At 70.2% G+C, this 15196-nt stretch carries 13 protein-coding genes; 5 read left to right on the top strand and 8 right to left on the bottom strand.

Going from position 1 to position 15196, the window contains the following annotated elements:
* The first annotated feature begins 453 nt into the window (after positions 1-453).
* The 4 genes from ACQPYK_RS09685 to ACQPYK_RS09670 all read left to right on the top strand — a co-directional run bounded on the left by ACQPYK_RS09685 (position 454) and on the right by ACQPYK_RS09670 (position 6000).
* Entirely contained in the window at positions 454-1677 is a 1224-nt protein-coding gene (locus ACQPYK_RS09685) for a sensor histidine kinase (protein WP_433253305.1), read from the top strand.
* A 178-nt stretch (positions 1678-1855) separates the two neighbouring features.
* Positions 1856-2509 (top strand): response regulator, encoded by a 654-nt coding sequence (locus ACQPYK_RS09680; RefSeq protein WP_433253303.1) that lies wholly within the window; start codon positions 1856-1858, stop codon positions 2507-2509.
* Between the two features lie 196 nt (positions 2510-2705).
* The gene (locus tag ACQPYK_RS09675) at positions 2706-3476 is read left to right on the top strand and encodes an ABC transporter ATP-binding protein (RefSeq protein WP_433253301.1); all 771 of its coding nucleotides are present in this window, start codon (positions 2706-2708) and stop codon (positions 3474-3476) included.
* A 1-nt stretch (position 3477) separates the two neighbouring features.
* Positions 3478-6000, top strand: a complete 2523-nt coding sequence (locus ACQPYK_RS09670) for an ABC transporter permease (protein ID WP_433253299.1) — start codon at positions 3478-3480, stop codon at positions 5998-6000.
* Between the two features lie 187 nt (positions 6001-6187).
* On the opposite strand, the gene ACQPYK_RS09665 is transcribed toward ACQPYK_RS09670, so the two are convergent.
* The 3 genes from ACQPYK_RS09665 to ACQPYK_RS09655 form a co-directional block, all read right to left on the bottom strand.
* A complete protein-coding gene (locus ACQPYK_RS09665) occupies positions 6188-6457 on the bottom strand; it encodes a hypothetical protein (protein WP_433253297.1) in 270 nt (89 codons plus the stop codon).
* The gene (locus ACQPYK_RS09660; protein ID WP_433253295.1) at positions 6454-7203 is read right to left on the bottom strand and encodes a toxin glutamine deamidase domain-containing protein; all 750 of its coding nucleotides are present in this window, start codon (positions 7201-7203) and stop codon (positions 6454-6456) included. The genes ACQPYK_RS09665 and ACQPYK_RS09660 overlap by 4 nt, the downstream gene beginning before the upstream one ends.
* A gap of 75 nt (positions 7204-7278) precedes the next feature.
* Positions 7279-7533 (bottom strand): hypothetical protein, encoded by a 255-nt coding sequence (locus tag ACQPYK_RS09655; RefSeq protein WP_433253293.1) that lies wholly within the window; start codon positions 7531-7533, stop codon positions 7279-7281.
* Between the two features lie 227 nt (positions 7534-7760).
* Here ACQPYK_RS09655 and ACQPYK_RS09650 point away from each other — a divergent pair, with 227 nt between their 5' ends.
* Positions 7761-9275 carry an APC family permease gene (locus ACQPYK_RS09650; RefSeq protein ID WP_433253291.1) on the top strand — a complete coding sequence of 505 codons (1515 nt, stop codon included), beginning with the start codon at positions 7761-7763 and terminating at the stop codon, positions 9273-9275.
* Between the two features lie 94 nt (positions 9276-9369).
* Here the strand turns inward: ACQPYK_RS09650 and ACQPYK_RS09645 are convergent, their stop codons facing one another.
* The 5 genes from ACQPYK_RS09645 to ACQPYK_RS09625 all read right to left on the bottom strand — a co-directional run bounded on the left by ACQPYK_RS09645 (position 9370) and on the right by ACQPYK_RS09625 (position 15135).
* Positions 9370-11034, bottom strand: a complete 1665-nt coding sequence (locus ACQPYK_RS09645) for an FAD-dependent oxidoreductase (protein ID WP_433253289.1) — start codon at positions 11032-11034, stop codon at positions 9370-9372.
* A 127-nt stretch (positions 11035-11161) separates the two neighbouring features.
* The gene (locus tag ACQPYK_RS09640; protein ID WP_433253287.1) at positions 11162-12916 is read right to left on the bottom strand and encodes a molybdopterin-dependent oxidoreductase; all 1755 of its coding nucleotides are present in this window, start codon (positions 12914-12916) and stop codon (positions 11162-11164) included.
* Between the two features lie 115 nt (positions 12917-13031).
* On the bottom strand, positions 13032-13664 hold the full coding sequence (locus ACQPYK_RS09635) for an XTP/dITP diphosphatase (protein ID WP_433253285.1): 633 nt from the start codon (positions 13662-13664) through the stop codon (positions 13032-13034).
* The gene (gene rph / locus ACQPYK_RS09630) at positions 13661-14377 is read right to left on the bottom strand and encodes a ribonuclease PH (RefSeq protein ID WP_433253283.1); all 717 of its coding nucleotides are present in this window, start codon (positions 14375-14377) and stop codon (positions 13661-13663) included. The genes ACQPYK_RS09635 and rph overlap by 4 nt, the downstream gene beginning before the upstream one ends.
* Before the next feature lie 5 nt (positions 14378-14382).
* Positions 14383-15135: an MBL fold metallo-hydrolase gene (locus ACQPYK_RS09625; RefSeq protein WP_433253281.1), complete on the bottom strand. Its 753-nt coding sequence runs from the start codon at positions 15133-15135 to the stop codon at positions 14383-14385.
* Positions 15136-15196 lie beyond the last annotated feature (61 nt).

Genomic DNA, 15196 nt, shown 5'->3' with positions numbered 1-15196 from the left:
CGGCGGAGGATCCGCTGGTGAGCTGGAATACGGGGCCGCCGCTGTCGCCGTGGCGCGCGGAGCGCCAGCCTCGCGCGGACTGCAGGTCGTACCAGCACTCGTAGTTGCCGTAGCTCGCGGTCCTGGGGGCTGAGGTAGTCGGTCGGTCCCTGGGTGGTCGGTTCGGGAGTCGGCTTGACGGGGTCGTCCGACGATGCCGCCGCGTGAGGTCATCGGGTGGTGGGGCGGGACATCGGGTCGCGCGGTGCATCCTCTTCACCGCGCGACCCGGCGTTGTGATCCGCCATCACAAACATTCTCCCTTTACTCACCCCGGAGGGTGCTCCCGGAAACCATGATGCCCAACGGGGGGTAAAGGATGCGTAAGCCGCAGGTGTTGTGCGACCTGGGTCGTAGGCGGAGCTCCCCCTTGAGGGGGAAGGTCGGTGATCTGCGGATACGTATTGTGGTGATGTGTTCGGCAGATTACACGCGTGGAGTCGGCGCCATCCGGCTCTTGTGGACGTCCTGTGGCTGGCTCCGTTCGTGCTGGCCTGCCTGGGCACGCTCGTCATGTTCGCGGCGGATCCGGCCGCCTATCAGAGCGGGCTGAGTTTCTGGGTTTACCTGGGGCTGGGTGTGGTGTTGGTGGTGCCGCTGCTGTGGCGGCGGAGCCGGCCTCTGACGGTGTTCACGATCGTCTCGGTGGCGAGTTTCGGGCAGTGGCTCTTCGGTGTGGAGCCGACGCCGTTCAACGTGGCGGTGCTCATCGCGATGTACACGGTGGCGTCGTTGTGTTCGCTGCCGTGGGCTGTGGCGGCGGGCCTGGTGGCGGAGCTGGGGCTCGCCCTTTCTTTCGGGCAGATAACGACGAATCCTGATCCGGGGACTCTCGCCAGTGCCTCGGTGTTCGTCGTGGCGATATGGATCTCGGGGATCTACGCCAACACCCGCCGCCGTTATCTGGAGGGCCTGGAGGAGCGGGCCGAGCGGGCCGAGCGGGAGCGGGATCAGCAGGCCCGGCTGGCGGCCGCGGCCGAGCGGACCCGGATCGCCCGCGAGTTGCACGACGTGGTCGCGCACAATGTGAGTGTGATCATCGTTCAGGCCGATGGGGCGGGTTACGCGCTCGACAGCGATCCTGAGCAGGCTCGTAAGGCCTTGCAGGCCATCTCGACGACCGGGCGGCAGGCGTTGGCCGAGATGCGCAGGATGGTCGGCGTGCTGCGGGCGGCCGAGGGCGCCGTGGGTGAGGCGGCGGCCGGGGAGGTGGCGGAGGAGTATGCCCCGCAGCCGAGCCTGTCGCAGCTTGACGGGTTGGTGACGCAGGTGCGTTCTTCCGGGCTGCCGGTCGACTTCCGGGTCACCGGCGCGCCGCAGGAGCTTCCCGAGGGGGAGCAGTTGACGGTGTATCGGATCGTTCAGGAGGCGCTCACCAATACGCTCAAGCACGGCGGTCCGAACACCAGGGCCGTGGTCGAGATGGAGTACGGCGTGCGCGAGCTGCTTTTGCGGGTGACCGACGACGGCCGCGGTGCGGCGGCGTTGGGCCGGCCGGGCGGGCATGGTCTGGTCGGCATGCGGGAGCGCGTCGCCATGTTCGGGGGAAGTGTCGAGGCCAGGCCGCGGCCGGGCGGCGGTTTCCAGGTGATCGCGCGGTTGCCGATCGGTGAGACCGGCCGGAGCCGGGCCGCATGACGGGGCCGGGTCGGATGGCGGGGCCGGGTCGGATGACGGGGCCGGGCCGCATGGCGGGATCAGGTCCGATGACGGAGCCGGGCCGTATGGCGGGGCCGGGCCGGATGACGGGGTCGCGTGGCGGGACGAGATGGATGGCCGGGGGCCGACGGGCGGTGGGTGAGCGGTGATCCGCGTCATGCTGGTCGATGACCAGGAGTTGCTGCGGGCCGGGTTCCGCATGGTGCTCGGCGCGCAGCCGGACATCGAGGTCGTCGCGGAGGCGGGTGACGGCGCGGCGGCCGTGGAGGCGGCGCGGTCGGCCGAGGTCGACGTCGTGCTGATGGACGTGCGGATGCCGGTCATGGACGGGGTGGAGGCGACCCGGCTGATCTGCGCGGCGGCCGAACGGCCCCGGGTGCTGATCCTGACCACCTTCGACCTGGACGACTACGCGTTCGCGGCGCTGAAGGCGGGTGCCTCGGGGTTTCTGCTGAAGGACGTGCCGCCTTCGGATCTGGTCAGTGCGATCCGTTCGGTGCACAGCGGGGACGCGGTGGTGGCGCCGAGCACGACGCGGCGGCTGCTGGAGCGTTTCGCGGTGCATCTTCCCTCTTCGGGTGCGGTGGAGCCGGTGGCGCTCACCGGGCTGACGGCGCGGGAGCGGGAGGTACTGGTGCTGGTGGCCCGGGGTCTGTCGAACACCGAGATCGCCGAGCGGTTGGAGCTGGCGGAGGCGACGGTCAAGACGCATCTGGGCCGGGTTCTGGCCAAGCTGGGTCTGCGGGATCGGGCTCAGGTGGTGGTGTACGCCTACGAGTCGGGTCTGGTGACCCCGCACTCGGCCGGGTAGCCGGCCGGACGGTCGCCTCGGCCGGACGGTCGCCTCGGCCGAATGGCCGAGGCGGGTCTGCCACCGGAGTGGCAGTGATCGGTTCGCGGGAGCCCTGCGGTGGAGGAAGAGTCCCTCCTCAAGTCCGATGACCTGTGTTTTCTTCGGCAATAGCGTTTGTTGCGTCATAACGCACATGTTGCCGAGGAGAGTTGACGTGACCATCACCGGAGAGGTCGGCGCGTGGAACACGCGAGAGGACGCGGCGGCCGCCGTAGTGGCCAGAGGCCTGAGCAAGGTGTACGGCCAGGGGGATGCGGCGGTGCACGCGCTCGGGGGGGTGGACGTCTCCTTCGCAACGGGTGCCTTCACCGCGATCATGGGCCCCTCGGGGTCCGGTAAGTCCACGTTGATGCACTGCCTGGCCGGGCTGGACACGGTCAGCGCGGGGCAGGTTCACATCGGGGACGTGGAGTTGACCGGTCTCAGCGACAAGCAGCTCACCCTGTTGCGTCGCGAGCGGATCGGCTTCATCTTCCAGGCGTTCAACCTGCTGCCGACGCTGACCGCCGAGCAGAACATCCGGCTCCCGCTGGAGATCGCCGGGCGTCAGGCCGATCGGGACCTGTTCGACCGGGTCGTGGAGACCGTGGGTCTGCGTGAGCGGCTCGGTCACAAGCCGGCCGAGCTGTCGGGTGGTCAGCAGCAGCGGGTCGCGGTGGCCCGCGCCCTGATCAGTAAGCCGCAGGTCATCTTCGCCGACGAGCCGACCGGGAACCTGGATTCGCGCAGCGGCGCCGAGGTGCTGTCGTTTCTGCGCACGTCGGTGCATGAGCTGGGGCAGACGATCGTGATGGTCACCCACGACCCGGTCGCGGCCTCCTATGCCGACCGTGTGGTCTTCCTGCGTGACGGTCTGCTGGTCAGCGAGCTGGTCGGGCCGACGCCGCAGAGCGTGCTGGACACGCTGATGAAGCTGGAGGCGTGAGTTGCTGAAGACGACTCTGGCCGGGCTGCGGGCGCACAAGCTGCGCCTGCTGCTCACCTCGCTGGCGATCACGCTGGGGGTGGGCTTCATCGCGGGCACGTTCGTGCTCACCGACACCATCGACGCGGGTTTCACGCAGAAGTTCTCCGCGGCGGCCGATCGGATCGACGTCGCCGTGCTGCCGGTGCCGGATGAGAAGGCCGACGGGGTGCCGACCGTCTCCGGCGCCGTGCTGGAGAAGGTCCGCGCCGTCGGCGGCGTGGCCGACGCTCAGGGTCTGGTGCAGGGCGTCTCGGCGCTGATCGGCAAGGACGGCAAGGCCGCGGGGAACCATCCCACGGCCGGTGTCTCCATCGCCGAGGGTTCGCTGAACCGCACCGTGATCACCAGCGGCACCGCGCCGAGGAGCGCGACCCAGGCCGTGCTGGACGAGAACACCGCCAGGACCCGCGGTTTCAAGGTGGGCGACACCATCACGGTGCTGGACTCCAAAGACGTCAAGCACGAGTTCACGCTGGTGGGCCTGTTCGACGTCGGTCTCAACCAGGAGCTCGGCTTCACCGGCGCGGTGGGCTACACCGCGGGCACGGCTCGGGAGATGACCGGAGAGAAGGGTTTCCGGGAGATCGACGTCGCGGCCGCCGAGGGGGTGACGCAGGAAAGGGTGCGCGACTCGTTGGCCGCCGCCCTGGGAGGGGGTTATCAGGTCAGGACCGGCAAGGAGTACGCCGATGAGATGGCCCGGCAGAACGGTGCCGACACCAAGATGGTCACCCTGGGGCTGCTGATGTTCGGGCTGGTGGCGATGTTCGTGGCGGCGCTGGTCATCTACAACACCTTCAACATCCTCATCGCCCAGCGGACCCGCGAGATGGCGCTGCTGCGCTGCATCGGCGCGACGCGGGGTCAGGTGTTCGGCTCCGTCGTGCTGGAGTCGGTCGTGGTCGGCCTGCTCTCCTCGGTGCTGGGCCTGCTGGTGGGTTACGGTCTGGGCGTCGGAGCGCTGGCCGTGTTGAAGGCGGTCGGTGCGCCGCTGCCCGTGGTGACCGCGACCCTCGCGCCGCGCACGATCGCTCTGGCGATGCTCATCGGTCTTGTCGTCACGGTGGGCGCGGCCCTGTTGCCGGCTCGGTCGGCGACGAAGGTGGCGCCGATCGCCGCGTTGCGCACGCAGGTGGAGGAGCACACCTTCAGGGCGGGTCTGGTCCGGGTGATCTTCGCTTCGCTGTTCCTGGCCGCGGGGGTGGGTGCCACGGTGGTCGGGGTGAACATGACGGCGGGTCAGGCCGCGCTCGTCGTGGTCATGGCCGGTGGCGTGTTCGTCTTCTTCGCGGTGCTGATCCTCGGCCCGGTGATCGTCAAGCCGCTCGGCGCCTTCGCGGGCTGGGTGCCGGCCAAGCTCTTCGGGGTGCCGGGCAGGCTCGCGGTGGACAACTCGCGGCGCAATCCGAAGCGGTCGGCCACCACGACCGTGGCGCTGACCGTGGGTGTGACGCTGATGACGCTCATCGCCGTTCTGACCGGCACCATGCGGGTGACCTACACCCACAAGCTGGACGAGCAGTTCCCGGTGGACTACATGGTCCAGTCGCAGAGCCGGGATTCCGTCCTGCCTCGCGCGCTGGCCGAGGAGCTGCGGACCAGGCCGGAACTGTCCTCGATCGTGGCGTTCCGTGAGACGGTCGCCGGGGCGGGAGAGGGGGCCGGGTCCGGGAAGTACGAGGTCGGAACGTTCACCGCGTCCTCGGATTTCAGGCCGAAGCTCGGCACGGGTTCGATCGACGGTCTCAGGCCGGGGACGGCGGTGGTGGCCGACTACGTCGCCAAGGATCTCCGGCTCAAGGTCGGCGACCGGATCCCGGTGCGGACGGCCAAGGCGGGCACGGTCGCGCTCACGGTCGTGTCCACCTTCGACCCGGAGGAGACCGATCTGGCGGAGGTGACCGTGCCGGACAAGGAGTTCGAGCGTTACTTCGGCGCGGTCGGCGACAGCCGGGTGATGATCAACGCCAAGGACGGGGTCGATCCCGAGCGGGCCCGCAAGGTGGTCGAGGCGGCGGCGCAGCCGTACCCGACGGCGAAGGTCGCCAGCTCGACCGATGTGCGGGGCGAGTTCGAGGAGGCGCTCGACATGATGCTGATGATCATCACCGGTCTGCTGGGCCTGGCGGTGCTCATCTCCCTGCTGGGGATCGCCAATACGCTGTCCCTGTCGGTGCACGAGCGGACCCGGGAGTCGGCGTTGCTGCGGGCGCTCGGCCTGACGCGACCCCAGCTGCGGCGGATGCTCTCGATCGAGGCGCTGGTTCTGGGGCTCATCGGCGCTCTGGTCGGCGTGGTGCTGGGCGTCACGTTCGGTTGGGCGGCGGCGCAGACGATGACGGACGACGTCGCGTTCCAGCTTCCGGTGTTGCAGATCGTGGCCTTCGTGGCGCTGTCCGGCCTGGCCGGGGTGCTCGCCGCCGTGCTGCCCGCCCGCAGGGCGGCGCGCGCCTCCATTGTGAGCTCGCTCGCCGCCGGCTGACCGGAGTTTCACGAAGCCTCGAAGGCTCGTGGAACCTCACCTCGGGGCAGGCCCAAGTCCGAGGTGAGGTTGAGCTCCGTCCCGGGCCGAGCTCCATCCCGGGCTGAACTCCGTCCCGGGCTGAACTCCGTCCCGGGTGGAGCTCCGTCCCGGGTGGAGCGGAGTCCCTCGGTGGCCGGGGCGCCTTCTATCGGGGGCGGCGCCCCGGCCACTGCTCCGCCACCGTCTCGGGGTTGAGCAGGGGCCGGATGACGACCTCGCCGGTGGCCTTGTCGATCACCACGCAGCCGCCGCCCACGGTGTCGGGCAGCACGCCGGGGTCGTCGGGCTCGGGCTCCTTCGACCAGGCGACATAGCCTTCTTTGAAGGTATATATCCTGATCTCGGTGGCGGAGCCCGGCCCGCGGACCCCGTTGAAGTACTCCTCGGCGATGGCCCTGGCCTGGTCGAGGTTCACAGCCTGCGCCCCTCCTTGTCGATCACCACGCAGAAGACCCCGGTCACCGACTCGTAGGGCGGTTCGACCGCCATGTGACCCCGCTGGGCGTCGATCCAGATCACCTCGCCGCCGGAGTTGACCGCGTTCCACGCGTGGCTGCCGCCGGCCGGCCAGCGGTTGATGATGATCGCCGCGGCGCCGTGTCCCCCGGCCAGCAGCGCCTGCGCGATGGGAACGTAGGCGTGGCGTCCTTGCCCCACGTATTGGAAGCGCTGCCCCAGCCACCGTTCGGCCCGTGCCACTCCCCCCGCCTCACCGGTGAGCAGCGGTTTGCCGACCCGGTCGTACTCCGGCCGCCGGGGTGCCGCGACCGTCGGCGCGCCGTACCAGGTGGACAGCACCGACAGCGCGCAGTCCACCGCGTTGGTCGCCCGGAACGGGTCTTCGGCGGCTCCGGCCCCGTTGATCAGTCTGATCCACATGCCCCGTGGATCGGGAAAGCGCCGGGGTATCGCCTGCTCCGTCACCGGCACGGCCCGCTCGATGTCCTCCTGGGTCTGCGGGTCGGGCCTGGCCAGCCCCCCGGCCACGCCGTACGGCCGGCACCGCTCCAGCCGCAGCGGCCCCCAGCGCACCCGTTCGGGCTCGCGCGGCGCGGCCACCACGACCGAGCTCGGAGCCTCCAGCTCGAAGTCACGCCACCGCTGCCCGTCCGCGGTCACGACGGGGTTGTAGACCCCTTCGGGCAGAAACAACTGAGTCACGCGGCCCCCCTCGCCCGTTCGCCTCGTGCCCGATGCTAGGACGGCGGCCCGCGGGAGGTGGGTGAGTTGACCAGATCAGGGTCCGGCGTCGTGCCGGGCCTCGGCGAGGTGCTCCAGAACCGTGTCCGCGATGTCCCCGAGGGTCTGGATCTGCTCGTCGGTGAGCAGGTCGATCAGGTGGCGGCGGACGGACTCGACGTGGTCGGGGTCGGACAGGCCCGGGTCGTGGGTGAGGTCGTGGGAGATCTGCGCGTCGAGCAGCGGGCGCATCCGGCGATAGCCGAGCCATGCCCGGAACTCCCGCTCGTCGAACCGGCGTGGATCGGCCATGCGCTCACCCCGGTGTTCGTTGACGTGTAACCGGAATGCCGGCGAGCCCTTCCTCCCGAGAGCGGGAAACCCAAGGGACAGAAGGGGCTTTTGTCCGGTATCACCGATTCGAAGATGACATGTCGTAACCCTTTGCTGCCTTTTTGCACCTTGTTCGTCGGTCTCGCTGACGGCCAATATCGTCGCCATCCCCCCTCCGGCGCTGTTTCCAGAAAGGCGCACGCGATTTGAGCATCACCGACAGGCCCGAAGCTCCGGCCGACGGCGTCCACCGCCTCCGCAAGAACGCCGTCGGGCTGATGGGCGTCATCTTCATGGCGGTCGCCACCGCCGCGCCCATCACCGCGATGACCGGCAACGTCCCCATCGTCGTCGGCTTCGGCAACGGTCTTGGCGTGCCCGCGGGATATCTCGTGGCCACCATCGTGCTCACCGTCTTCTCGGTGGGCTACGTGGCCATGGCCAAGCACATCACCTCCGCGGGCGCCTTCTACGGCTACATCTCCCACGGCCTGGGCCAGGTCGTCGGCATGGTGGCCGGCCTGCTCGCCACGATGGCCTACGTCGTCTTCGAAGCCTCGATCATCGGATTCTTCGCCTACTCGGCCAACGACACCTTCAAAAGCCTGGCCGGAGTGGACATCCACTGGCTCTGGTTCGCCTTCCTCGGCCTGGCGCTGAACGCGCTCCTCACCTACTTCGACATCAACCTGACCGCCAAGGTCCTGGGCGTCTTCCTCGTCACCGAGATCCTGATGCTCGGGCTGACCGCCACGGTGACCCTGCTGCACGGCGGGGGGCCGGACGGCCTGATGCCGCAGACCCTCGACCCGCTGAAGGCCTTCACCGTCACCGGCCTGGAGAAGGGCGCCGTCGGACTCGGCCTGTTCATGTGCTTCTGGTCCTGGGTCGGATTCGAGTCGACCGCCATGTACGGGGAGGAGTCCCGCGAGCCCAAGAAGATCATCCCGATCGCGACCCTGGTCTCGGTGGTCGGCATCGGCCTGTTCTACACCTTCGTCTCCTGGATGACGGTGGCCGCCAACGGGGTGAAGGCGCCCCAGATCGCGGCCGAACAGTTCGCCGGGATCTTCTTCAATCCGACCGGGGAACTGCTCGGGCAGTGGGCGGTCGACCTGTTCAAAGTCCTCATCCTGACCGGCTCGTTCGCCTGCTCGATGGCCTTCCACAACTGCGCGTCCCGCTACCTGTACGCGCTCGGCCGCGAGGACCTGATCCCCGGCACCCGCGCGACCCTGGGCGCCACCCACCCCAGGCACGGCTCACCGCACATCGCGGGGTTCGTGCAGACCGCGATCTCCGTGGTGATCGTGCTGGCGTTCTTCTTCGCAGGAATGGACCCCTACCTGCACATTTACACCCTGCTCGCGGTGCTCGGCACGCTGGCCGTCCTGATCGTGCAGACACTCTGCTCGTTCTCCGTGATCGGCTACTTCCACGTCAGGAAGAAGCACCCCGAGACCGCGTCGTGGTGGCGCACCCTGCTGGCCCCCCTCGTGGGCGGTCTGGCGATGGCCTACGTGGTGCTGCTGCTGTTCCAGAACCAGGAGGCGGCCGCCGGAGACGCCTCCAAGTCCCTGTTCTTCACCCTGATCCCCTGGATCGTGCTCGGCTTCGCCCTTCTCGGCGCGGCCCTCGCGCTCTATCTGAAGGTCCGCAGGCCCGAGAAGTACGCGATCATCGGCCGGATCGTGCTGGAGGACACCGTCGAGCGCGACTGACCTCCCACGCCCACGGCCCGCATCCGCCACACGTACGGCCCGCGCCCCCGCGAGAACCTCGCGGGGGCGCGGGCCGTACCGGCTTCACCGGGTTCTACCTCAGCGCGTTGATCACCTCACTCGCGGCGCGCTCCCCCTCGGTGGCGCCGCCGTTCATGAACCCCTGGAAGTCGTAGGAGCAGTGCTCGCCGGCGATGTGCACGTTGCCCTGGGCGGTCGCCTCGTAGCCGGCGTGCTTGTGCAGGTATCCGACGGGCCAGTAGGAGTAGGCGCCGAGCGAGTAGGGATTCCTGTGCCAGGCCGACAGCTGGGCGCGGCCGTTCCACTTCGCCTTCGTGCCGGGGAAGATCCGGTCGATCTGGGTGAGCGTCGAGGACGCGAGGTCACGGACGTAGGGGTCGGACTCCGTGGGGAACGGGGTGGACGGGCTGAGGGAGAAGGCAGCGTCGCCGCCGCCGTACTGGATGAGCACGCCGGTCGAGCCGCTCTGCCCCTTGGTGGTGTCCCAGCACTGCTGGAAGGGCAGGTCGGTGAAGCAGTCCCCGGCCGATACTCCCGGCCACGGGCCGGTGCCGAGCCAGGTCCTGGCGGTGAACTGCATGTTGAGCTTGGTGACATAGCCCATCCGGGCGTCACGCAGCAGGGCCGTCATGCGGGTGTCGAATCCGGCGCGTGACAGGTCCAGGCGCTGCAGGATCGGCAGGGGCACGGTGAGGATCGTGTGGTCGGCGACGACGGTCCTGGTGGTGCCGCCCTCGTCGAAGGTGAGCGTCTGGGTGCCGTCGGCGTTGGCCCGCACCGCCAGCAGCTTCCAGCCCATCTGGACGGAGCCGGACGGCAGGGCCGCCGCCATGGCCTGCGGGAGTTGGTCGTTGCCGCCCACGATGTGATAGCGCTCGTCCGACAGGCCCCAGACGTTGAAGTGGCCGGGGTTGGGCTGGTAGCCCATCAGCAGGACCAGCGCCAGAGAGGACTGGTCGGTCGTCTCGGCTCCGTACTCGACGTTGTAGGCGACGTCGAGGAAGCGTCCGAGGTCGGAGGCGTATCCGCCGGGCACGCGGGAGTCGATCCACTGCCGGATCGACATCCCGTCCAGCGCGGTCCCGGCCGGCGTGGTGCTGTTCCACCTCACCTCACCGGCGGCCTGAAGGTCGGCGTGGAGCGCCTGGTACATCTCCTTGAAGTCGGCGTCGGCCTGGGATCGCGGATAGTAGGCGCCGTTGACGTGCAGGATCTCCTCGGCGCCGTTGGGACCGGCTCCGGCGAAGTTGACCGTGGACAGGCCGAACCGGCGGCACAGCTCCAGCATCTTCTTGTGCTCGACGTCGATCAGCTCGCCGCCGATCTCGGAGGTCTGCCCGCCCGCCCAGTGAGAACGCTGGGAGTACATCCGGCCACCGACCCGCGACGGGTTGGCCTCGTAGACGATCGGGGTGGCCCCGGCGTCCCTGAGGGTGAGCGCGGCGGTGAGCCCGGCGATCCCGGCGCCGATGACGGCCACCCTGGCGGGCTTGAGCGGCGGCTTGGCCGGTGACATGACGTCGGCGCGGGCCCTGCCCTGGGCGGAGCCCAGCACGGTGACCGCCAGGCCGGCCAGCGCGGCGCGCCGGAGCAGGTCGCGGCGGGCCATGCCGCCGGGTTCCGCGGCGGCCTCGGCTCGCAGTCCGCGCAGATCTTCAACAGGGACCTTGAGGAGGTGGGCGTCGTGGTGGTCGGCTGCCAGGCGCTGGAGCGCGCGCAGGGATGAGGTCCGTGCCATGAGTGGCCTCTCTGATCGTGTTGGCGATCAGCATGGAGACCGGAGGGCTCCGGCGGCAGTCGGCATCGCGTAACGGATGTCGATGGTCGCCTGACACTGTGCCGCGCAGGATCCGGCGGAGCCCGGTTCAGGCGACCTCGACGCTGACGGTGTGCCAGCCGGTGGCGCCGTCGGGGGCCACCGGGGCCGGGTCGGAAGTCTGGGTGTAGCCGGTGGCGTCGGTGGCCCGCACCTCGACGGTGTGGCTTCCCGGGGTGGCCTCCCAGTCGTCGATCACCCACTGGCGCCAGGTGTCGGCGGTCGGCGCCTGGGCCAGCCGGGCCTGACGCCACTGCCCGCCGTCGATCCGCACCTCGACGGCGTCCACCCCCTTGTGCTGCGCCCAGGCGACGCCCGCGATCACGGTACGGCCCGGCACGAGGCGGGCGCCGTCCCTCGGCAGGTCGATGCGTGACTGCGTCTTGATCGGCCCCTTCGCGGCCCATCCCCTGGGTGTCCAGTAGGCCTCGTCCCGGTCGAAGCGGGTCACCTTGATCTCCGTCACCCACTTGGTGGCCGAGACGTAGCCGTAGAGACCGGGGACGACCTGGCGGACCGGGAAGCCATGGTCGACCGGGAGCGCCTCGCCGTTCATCGCGAAGGCCAGCAGCGCGTCACGGCCGTCGAGGACGACGTCGACCGGGGTGCCGCAGGTCCAGCCGTCCGCGGAGGTGCTGAGCAGCATGTCGGCCCCCCGCTGCACCCCCGCGTCGCGCAGCACGCCGGCCAGGCTGGCGCCCAGCCAGCGGGCATTGCCGATGTACGGCCCGCCGACCTCGTTGGAAACGCAGCACAGCGTGATGTCGGCCTCCTGCAGGGGGCGTTTCATCAGGTCGGCGAAGGTGAGCTCGACGGGTCTGTCCACCATGCCGTGGATCTTCAGGGTCCAGCTTCGCGGGTCCACCTGGGGTACCACGAGGGCGGTGTCCACCCGGTAGAAGTCATGGTTCGGGGTGACGAACGGCGACAGTCCCCTGATCTTCAGATCGACGCCGGCCGGCAGCGGTGCGGCGGAGGGGCGGGGCAGCTGCACGCCGACCCGGGCCGCTGCCACCTCCGCGCGCCCCGACAGCATCCGGCCGACCACACCGCTCGCGCCGGCGACGCCGACACCGACGAGCGTCCCGACCAGCAAGCCGCGCCGGTCGAGCGCGTAGCGGTCGCCGCCCGCCCGCATGACCGGCGGGATCGGCGGGATCGGCGCGTCGCGCCGTTCCTCCCGCCCGGCACCGGCATCGGGAGACCCGCCCCCCACCCCGGCGCCAAGAGACTCTCCCCCGGCTCCAGCACCGGCACCGGCACCGGCAGATTCCCCCTCGGCTCCGGCACCGGGGCGCTCATCTCCGGCTCCCGTCCCGAGAGGTCCACCGCGTGGGTCCGTCTCGCGGGAGTCGTGCACGGGGACGAGAGCACGCGCGGTGAGGCGGCGCAGGGCGACCATGGCGGCGGCGACGCCCGCCACGGTGGGACCGACGTCCACGACGTCCGCGCCGGGGCGGGTCAGGACGGCCACGATGCCGACCGCGCCGAAGACGGCCAGGCCCGCCAGGCCGTAGCGGATGTCCCGGACGGCCAGGACGCCGACGGCCGCGGCGATCGCGGCGAGGACCACGAAGACGCCCGCCAGCAGGACGGTCTTGTCGTTCTCGCCGAAGGCGCGGATCGCGAAGTCCTTCAGCCCGGCCGGGGCGAGGTCGACGGCGGCGTTGCCGACCGCGACGACCGGGAAGGCCGACGCCTTCACCAGGCCCGCCACCAGCAGGGACACCCCGACCGCCACCGCGCCGGACACCAGGCCGATCAGCGCCGCCGCCCATCCGGGCATGCGCCTGTTGCTCTCCATCCTCCGACGCTACGCCTGCGGGCGGGCGCAGGATCTTACGCGCCGATTACGGGCGGCCCGGCCTCCTGCGGACCTCCACGCCCCGTGGCGCGTGATCGTCCGCTTTCGACGGACCCTAGCCGATCGCTTCGGCGAGGATGGACGCCAGCGCGCGGAAAGCGCGGCCCCGGTGGCTGATGGCGTCCTTCTCCTGCGGCGACAGCTCGGCGGTCGTCCGGCTCTCTCCCTCGGGCACGAAGATCGGGTCGTAGCCGAAGCCGTTGGTCCCGCGCGGCGCGTCGATGATCAGGCCGTGTAGCGCGCCCTCGGCCACCCGCTCCTCCCCCGAGGGCAGGGCCAGCGCCGCGGCGCACGCGAAGTGGGCACCGCGGCTCTCCTTGGGCACGTCGGACACCTGCGCGAGCAGCAGCCTCAGGTTCGCTCCGTCGTCGCCGTGCCTGCCGGACCAGCGCGCGGAGAATATCCCCGGCATGCCGTTCAGCGCGTCGACGCACAGGCCGGAGTCGTCGGCGATGGCGGGCAGACCCGACTGCCGGGCGACCGCGTGCGCCTTCAGCAGGGCGTTCTCCGCGAAGGTCAGGCCGGTCTCGGCGACGTCGCCGATCTCCGGGAACTCCTCTAGGCCGACGATCTCCACCGGCACCGAGGCGTCGGCCAGAATCCGGCGGAGTTCGGCGATCTTCCCGGTGTTGCGGGTGGCCAGGACCACCCGGCCCGGGGCCGTGCCCGCGGCTCGCTCCGCGCTCACGCCAGCGTCTCCCGCTGCAGGCGGGTGAGCTCGGCGCACCCGGCGACGCCGAGGTCGAGCAGCTCGTCGAGGGTGGCCCGGTTGAACGGCTTGCCCTCGGCCGTGCCCTGGACCTCCACGAACTCGCCGCTCCCGGTCATCACCACGTTCATGTCGGTCTCGGCGGCGACGTCCTCGGTGTAGCAGAGGTCCAGCAGTGGCGTCGATCCGACGATGCCGACCGACACCGCGGAGACCGAGTCGATCAGCGGGTCGCCCTTGCACATCTTCCGCTCGCGCATCCACCGCACCGCGTCGGCCAGCGCCACGTAGGCGCCGGTGATGGCGGCCGTGCGGGTGCCGCCGTCGGCCTGCAGCACGTCGCAGTCGATGACGATCGAGTTTTCGCCGAGGGTCTTGTAGTCGACGCAGGCTCGCAGGGACCGGCCGATCAGGCGGGAGATCTCGTGCGTCCGGCCGCCGATCTTGCCGCGCACCGACTCGCGGTCGTTGCGGGTGTTCGTGGCCCGGGGCAGCATGGCGTACTCCGCCGTGACCCAGCCCTGGCCGCTGCCCCGGCGCCAGCGGGGCACGCTGTCCTGCACGGAGGCGGCGCAGAGCACCCTGGTGCCGCCGAACTCGACGAGCGCCGAGCCCTCGGCGTGCGCGAGCCAGCCACGGGTGATGGTGACGGGGCGAAGCTGATCGGGAGAACGTCCATCTGCACGAGCCATGAAACTCACCCTAGGTCATATACGGCCCCGCTCCGCGCCAGTTCGGTCCGTCCCCCGAAACCGCCCCGGGAGGCGTCCTGCAGAATCCGCGCGGGGTCGTGCCAGGGGACGAGATGGGTCAGCACCAGGGTGCCCACGTCCGCCCTGGCCGCGTGCTCGGCGGCCTGGCGGCCTGTCAGGTGCAGGTCGGTGGGCAGGTCGGGCTGTTCCAGGAAAGAGGCTTCGCACAACAGCACGTCCGCCCCCGAGGCGAGCTTGACCAGCTCGGCGGACTCGCCGGTGTCGGCCGAGTAGGCCACCGAGCGCCCGCCGTAGGAGACCCGGAAGCCGTAGGTCTCGACCGGGTGGTTCATCGGCGCGGCCGTCACCTCGAACGGGCCCACCTCGAACACGCCCGGTGCCAGCGGCGCGAAGTCGAAGGCCGTCTCAAGCCCCGGCTCCTCGGGCATGCCGTAGGCGGCGGCCAGGCGGCGGGGCGCGTCGGCGGGGGCGTGGACCGGCACCCGGGGCAGCGGGGCCCGCGAGGAGTAGGTGCGCACCACGTGGTAGGGGCACATGTCGAGGCAGTGGTCGGCGTGCAGGTGGGACAGGCAGATAGCGTCCACGTCGTAGAGCCCGATGTGCCGCTGGAGCGCGCCCAGGGCGCCGTTGCCGAAGTCCAGCAGCATGCGGAACCCCTCGGCCTCCAGCAGGTAGCAGGAGGAAGGGCTGTCCGGGCCGGGAAAGCTCCCGGAGCACCCGATGATCGTCAATTTCACGGCGGCCTCCTCGTTCTCACATGGCCTTCTTACCTTGTGGCGCTGCCTGTCCCGGCTCGGA

This window comes from Streptosporangium sp. CA-135522, from assembly GCF_050949235.1.
In the GTDB taxonomy this organism is placed as follows: Bacteria; Actinomycetota; Actinomycetes; order Streptosporangiales; family Streptosporangiaceae; genus Streptosporangium.
The sequence above is the reverse complement of the archived record's forward strand: the minus strand, read 5'-3'. Positions and strand labels throughout refer to the sequence as shown.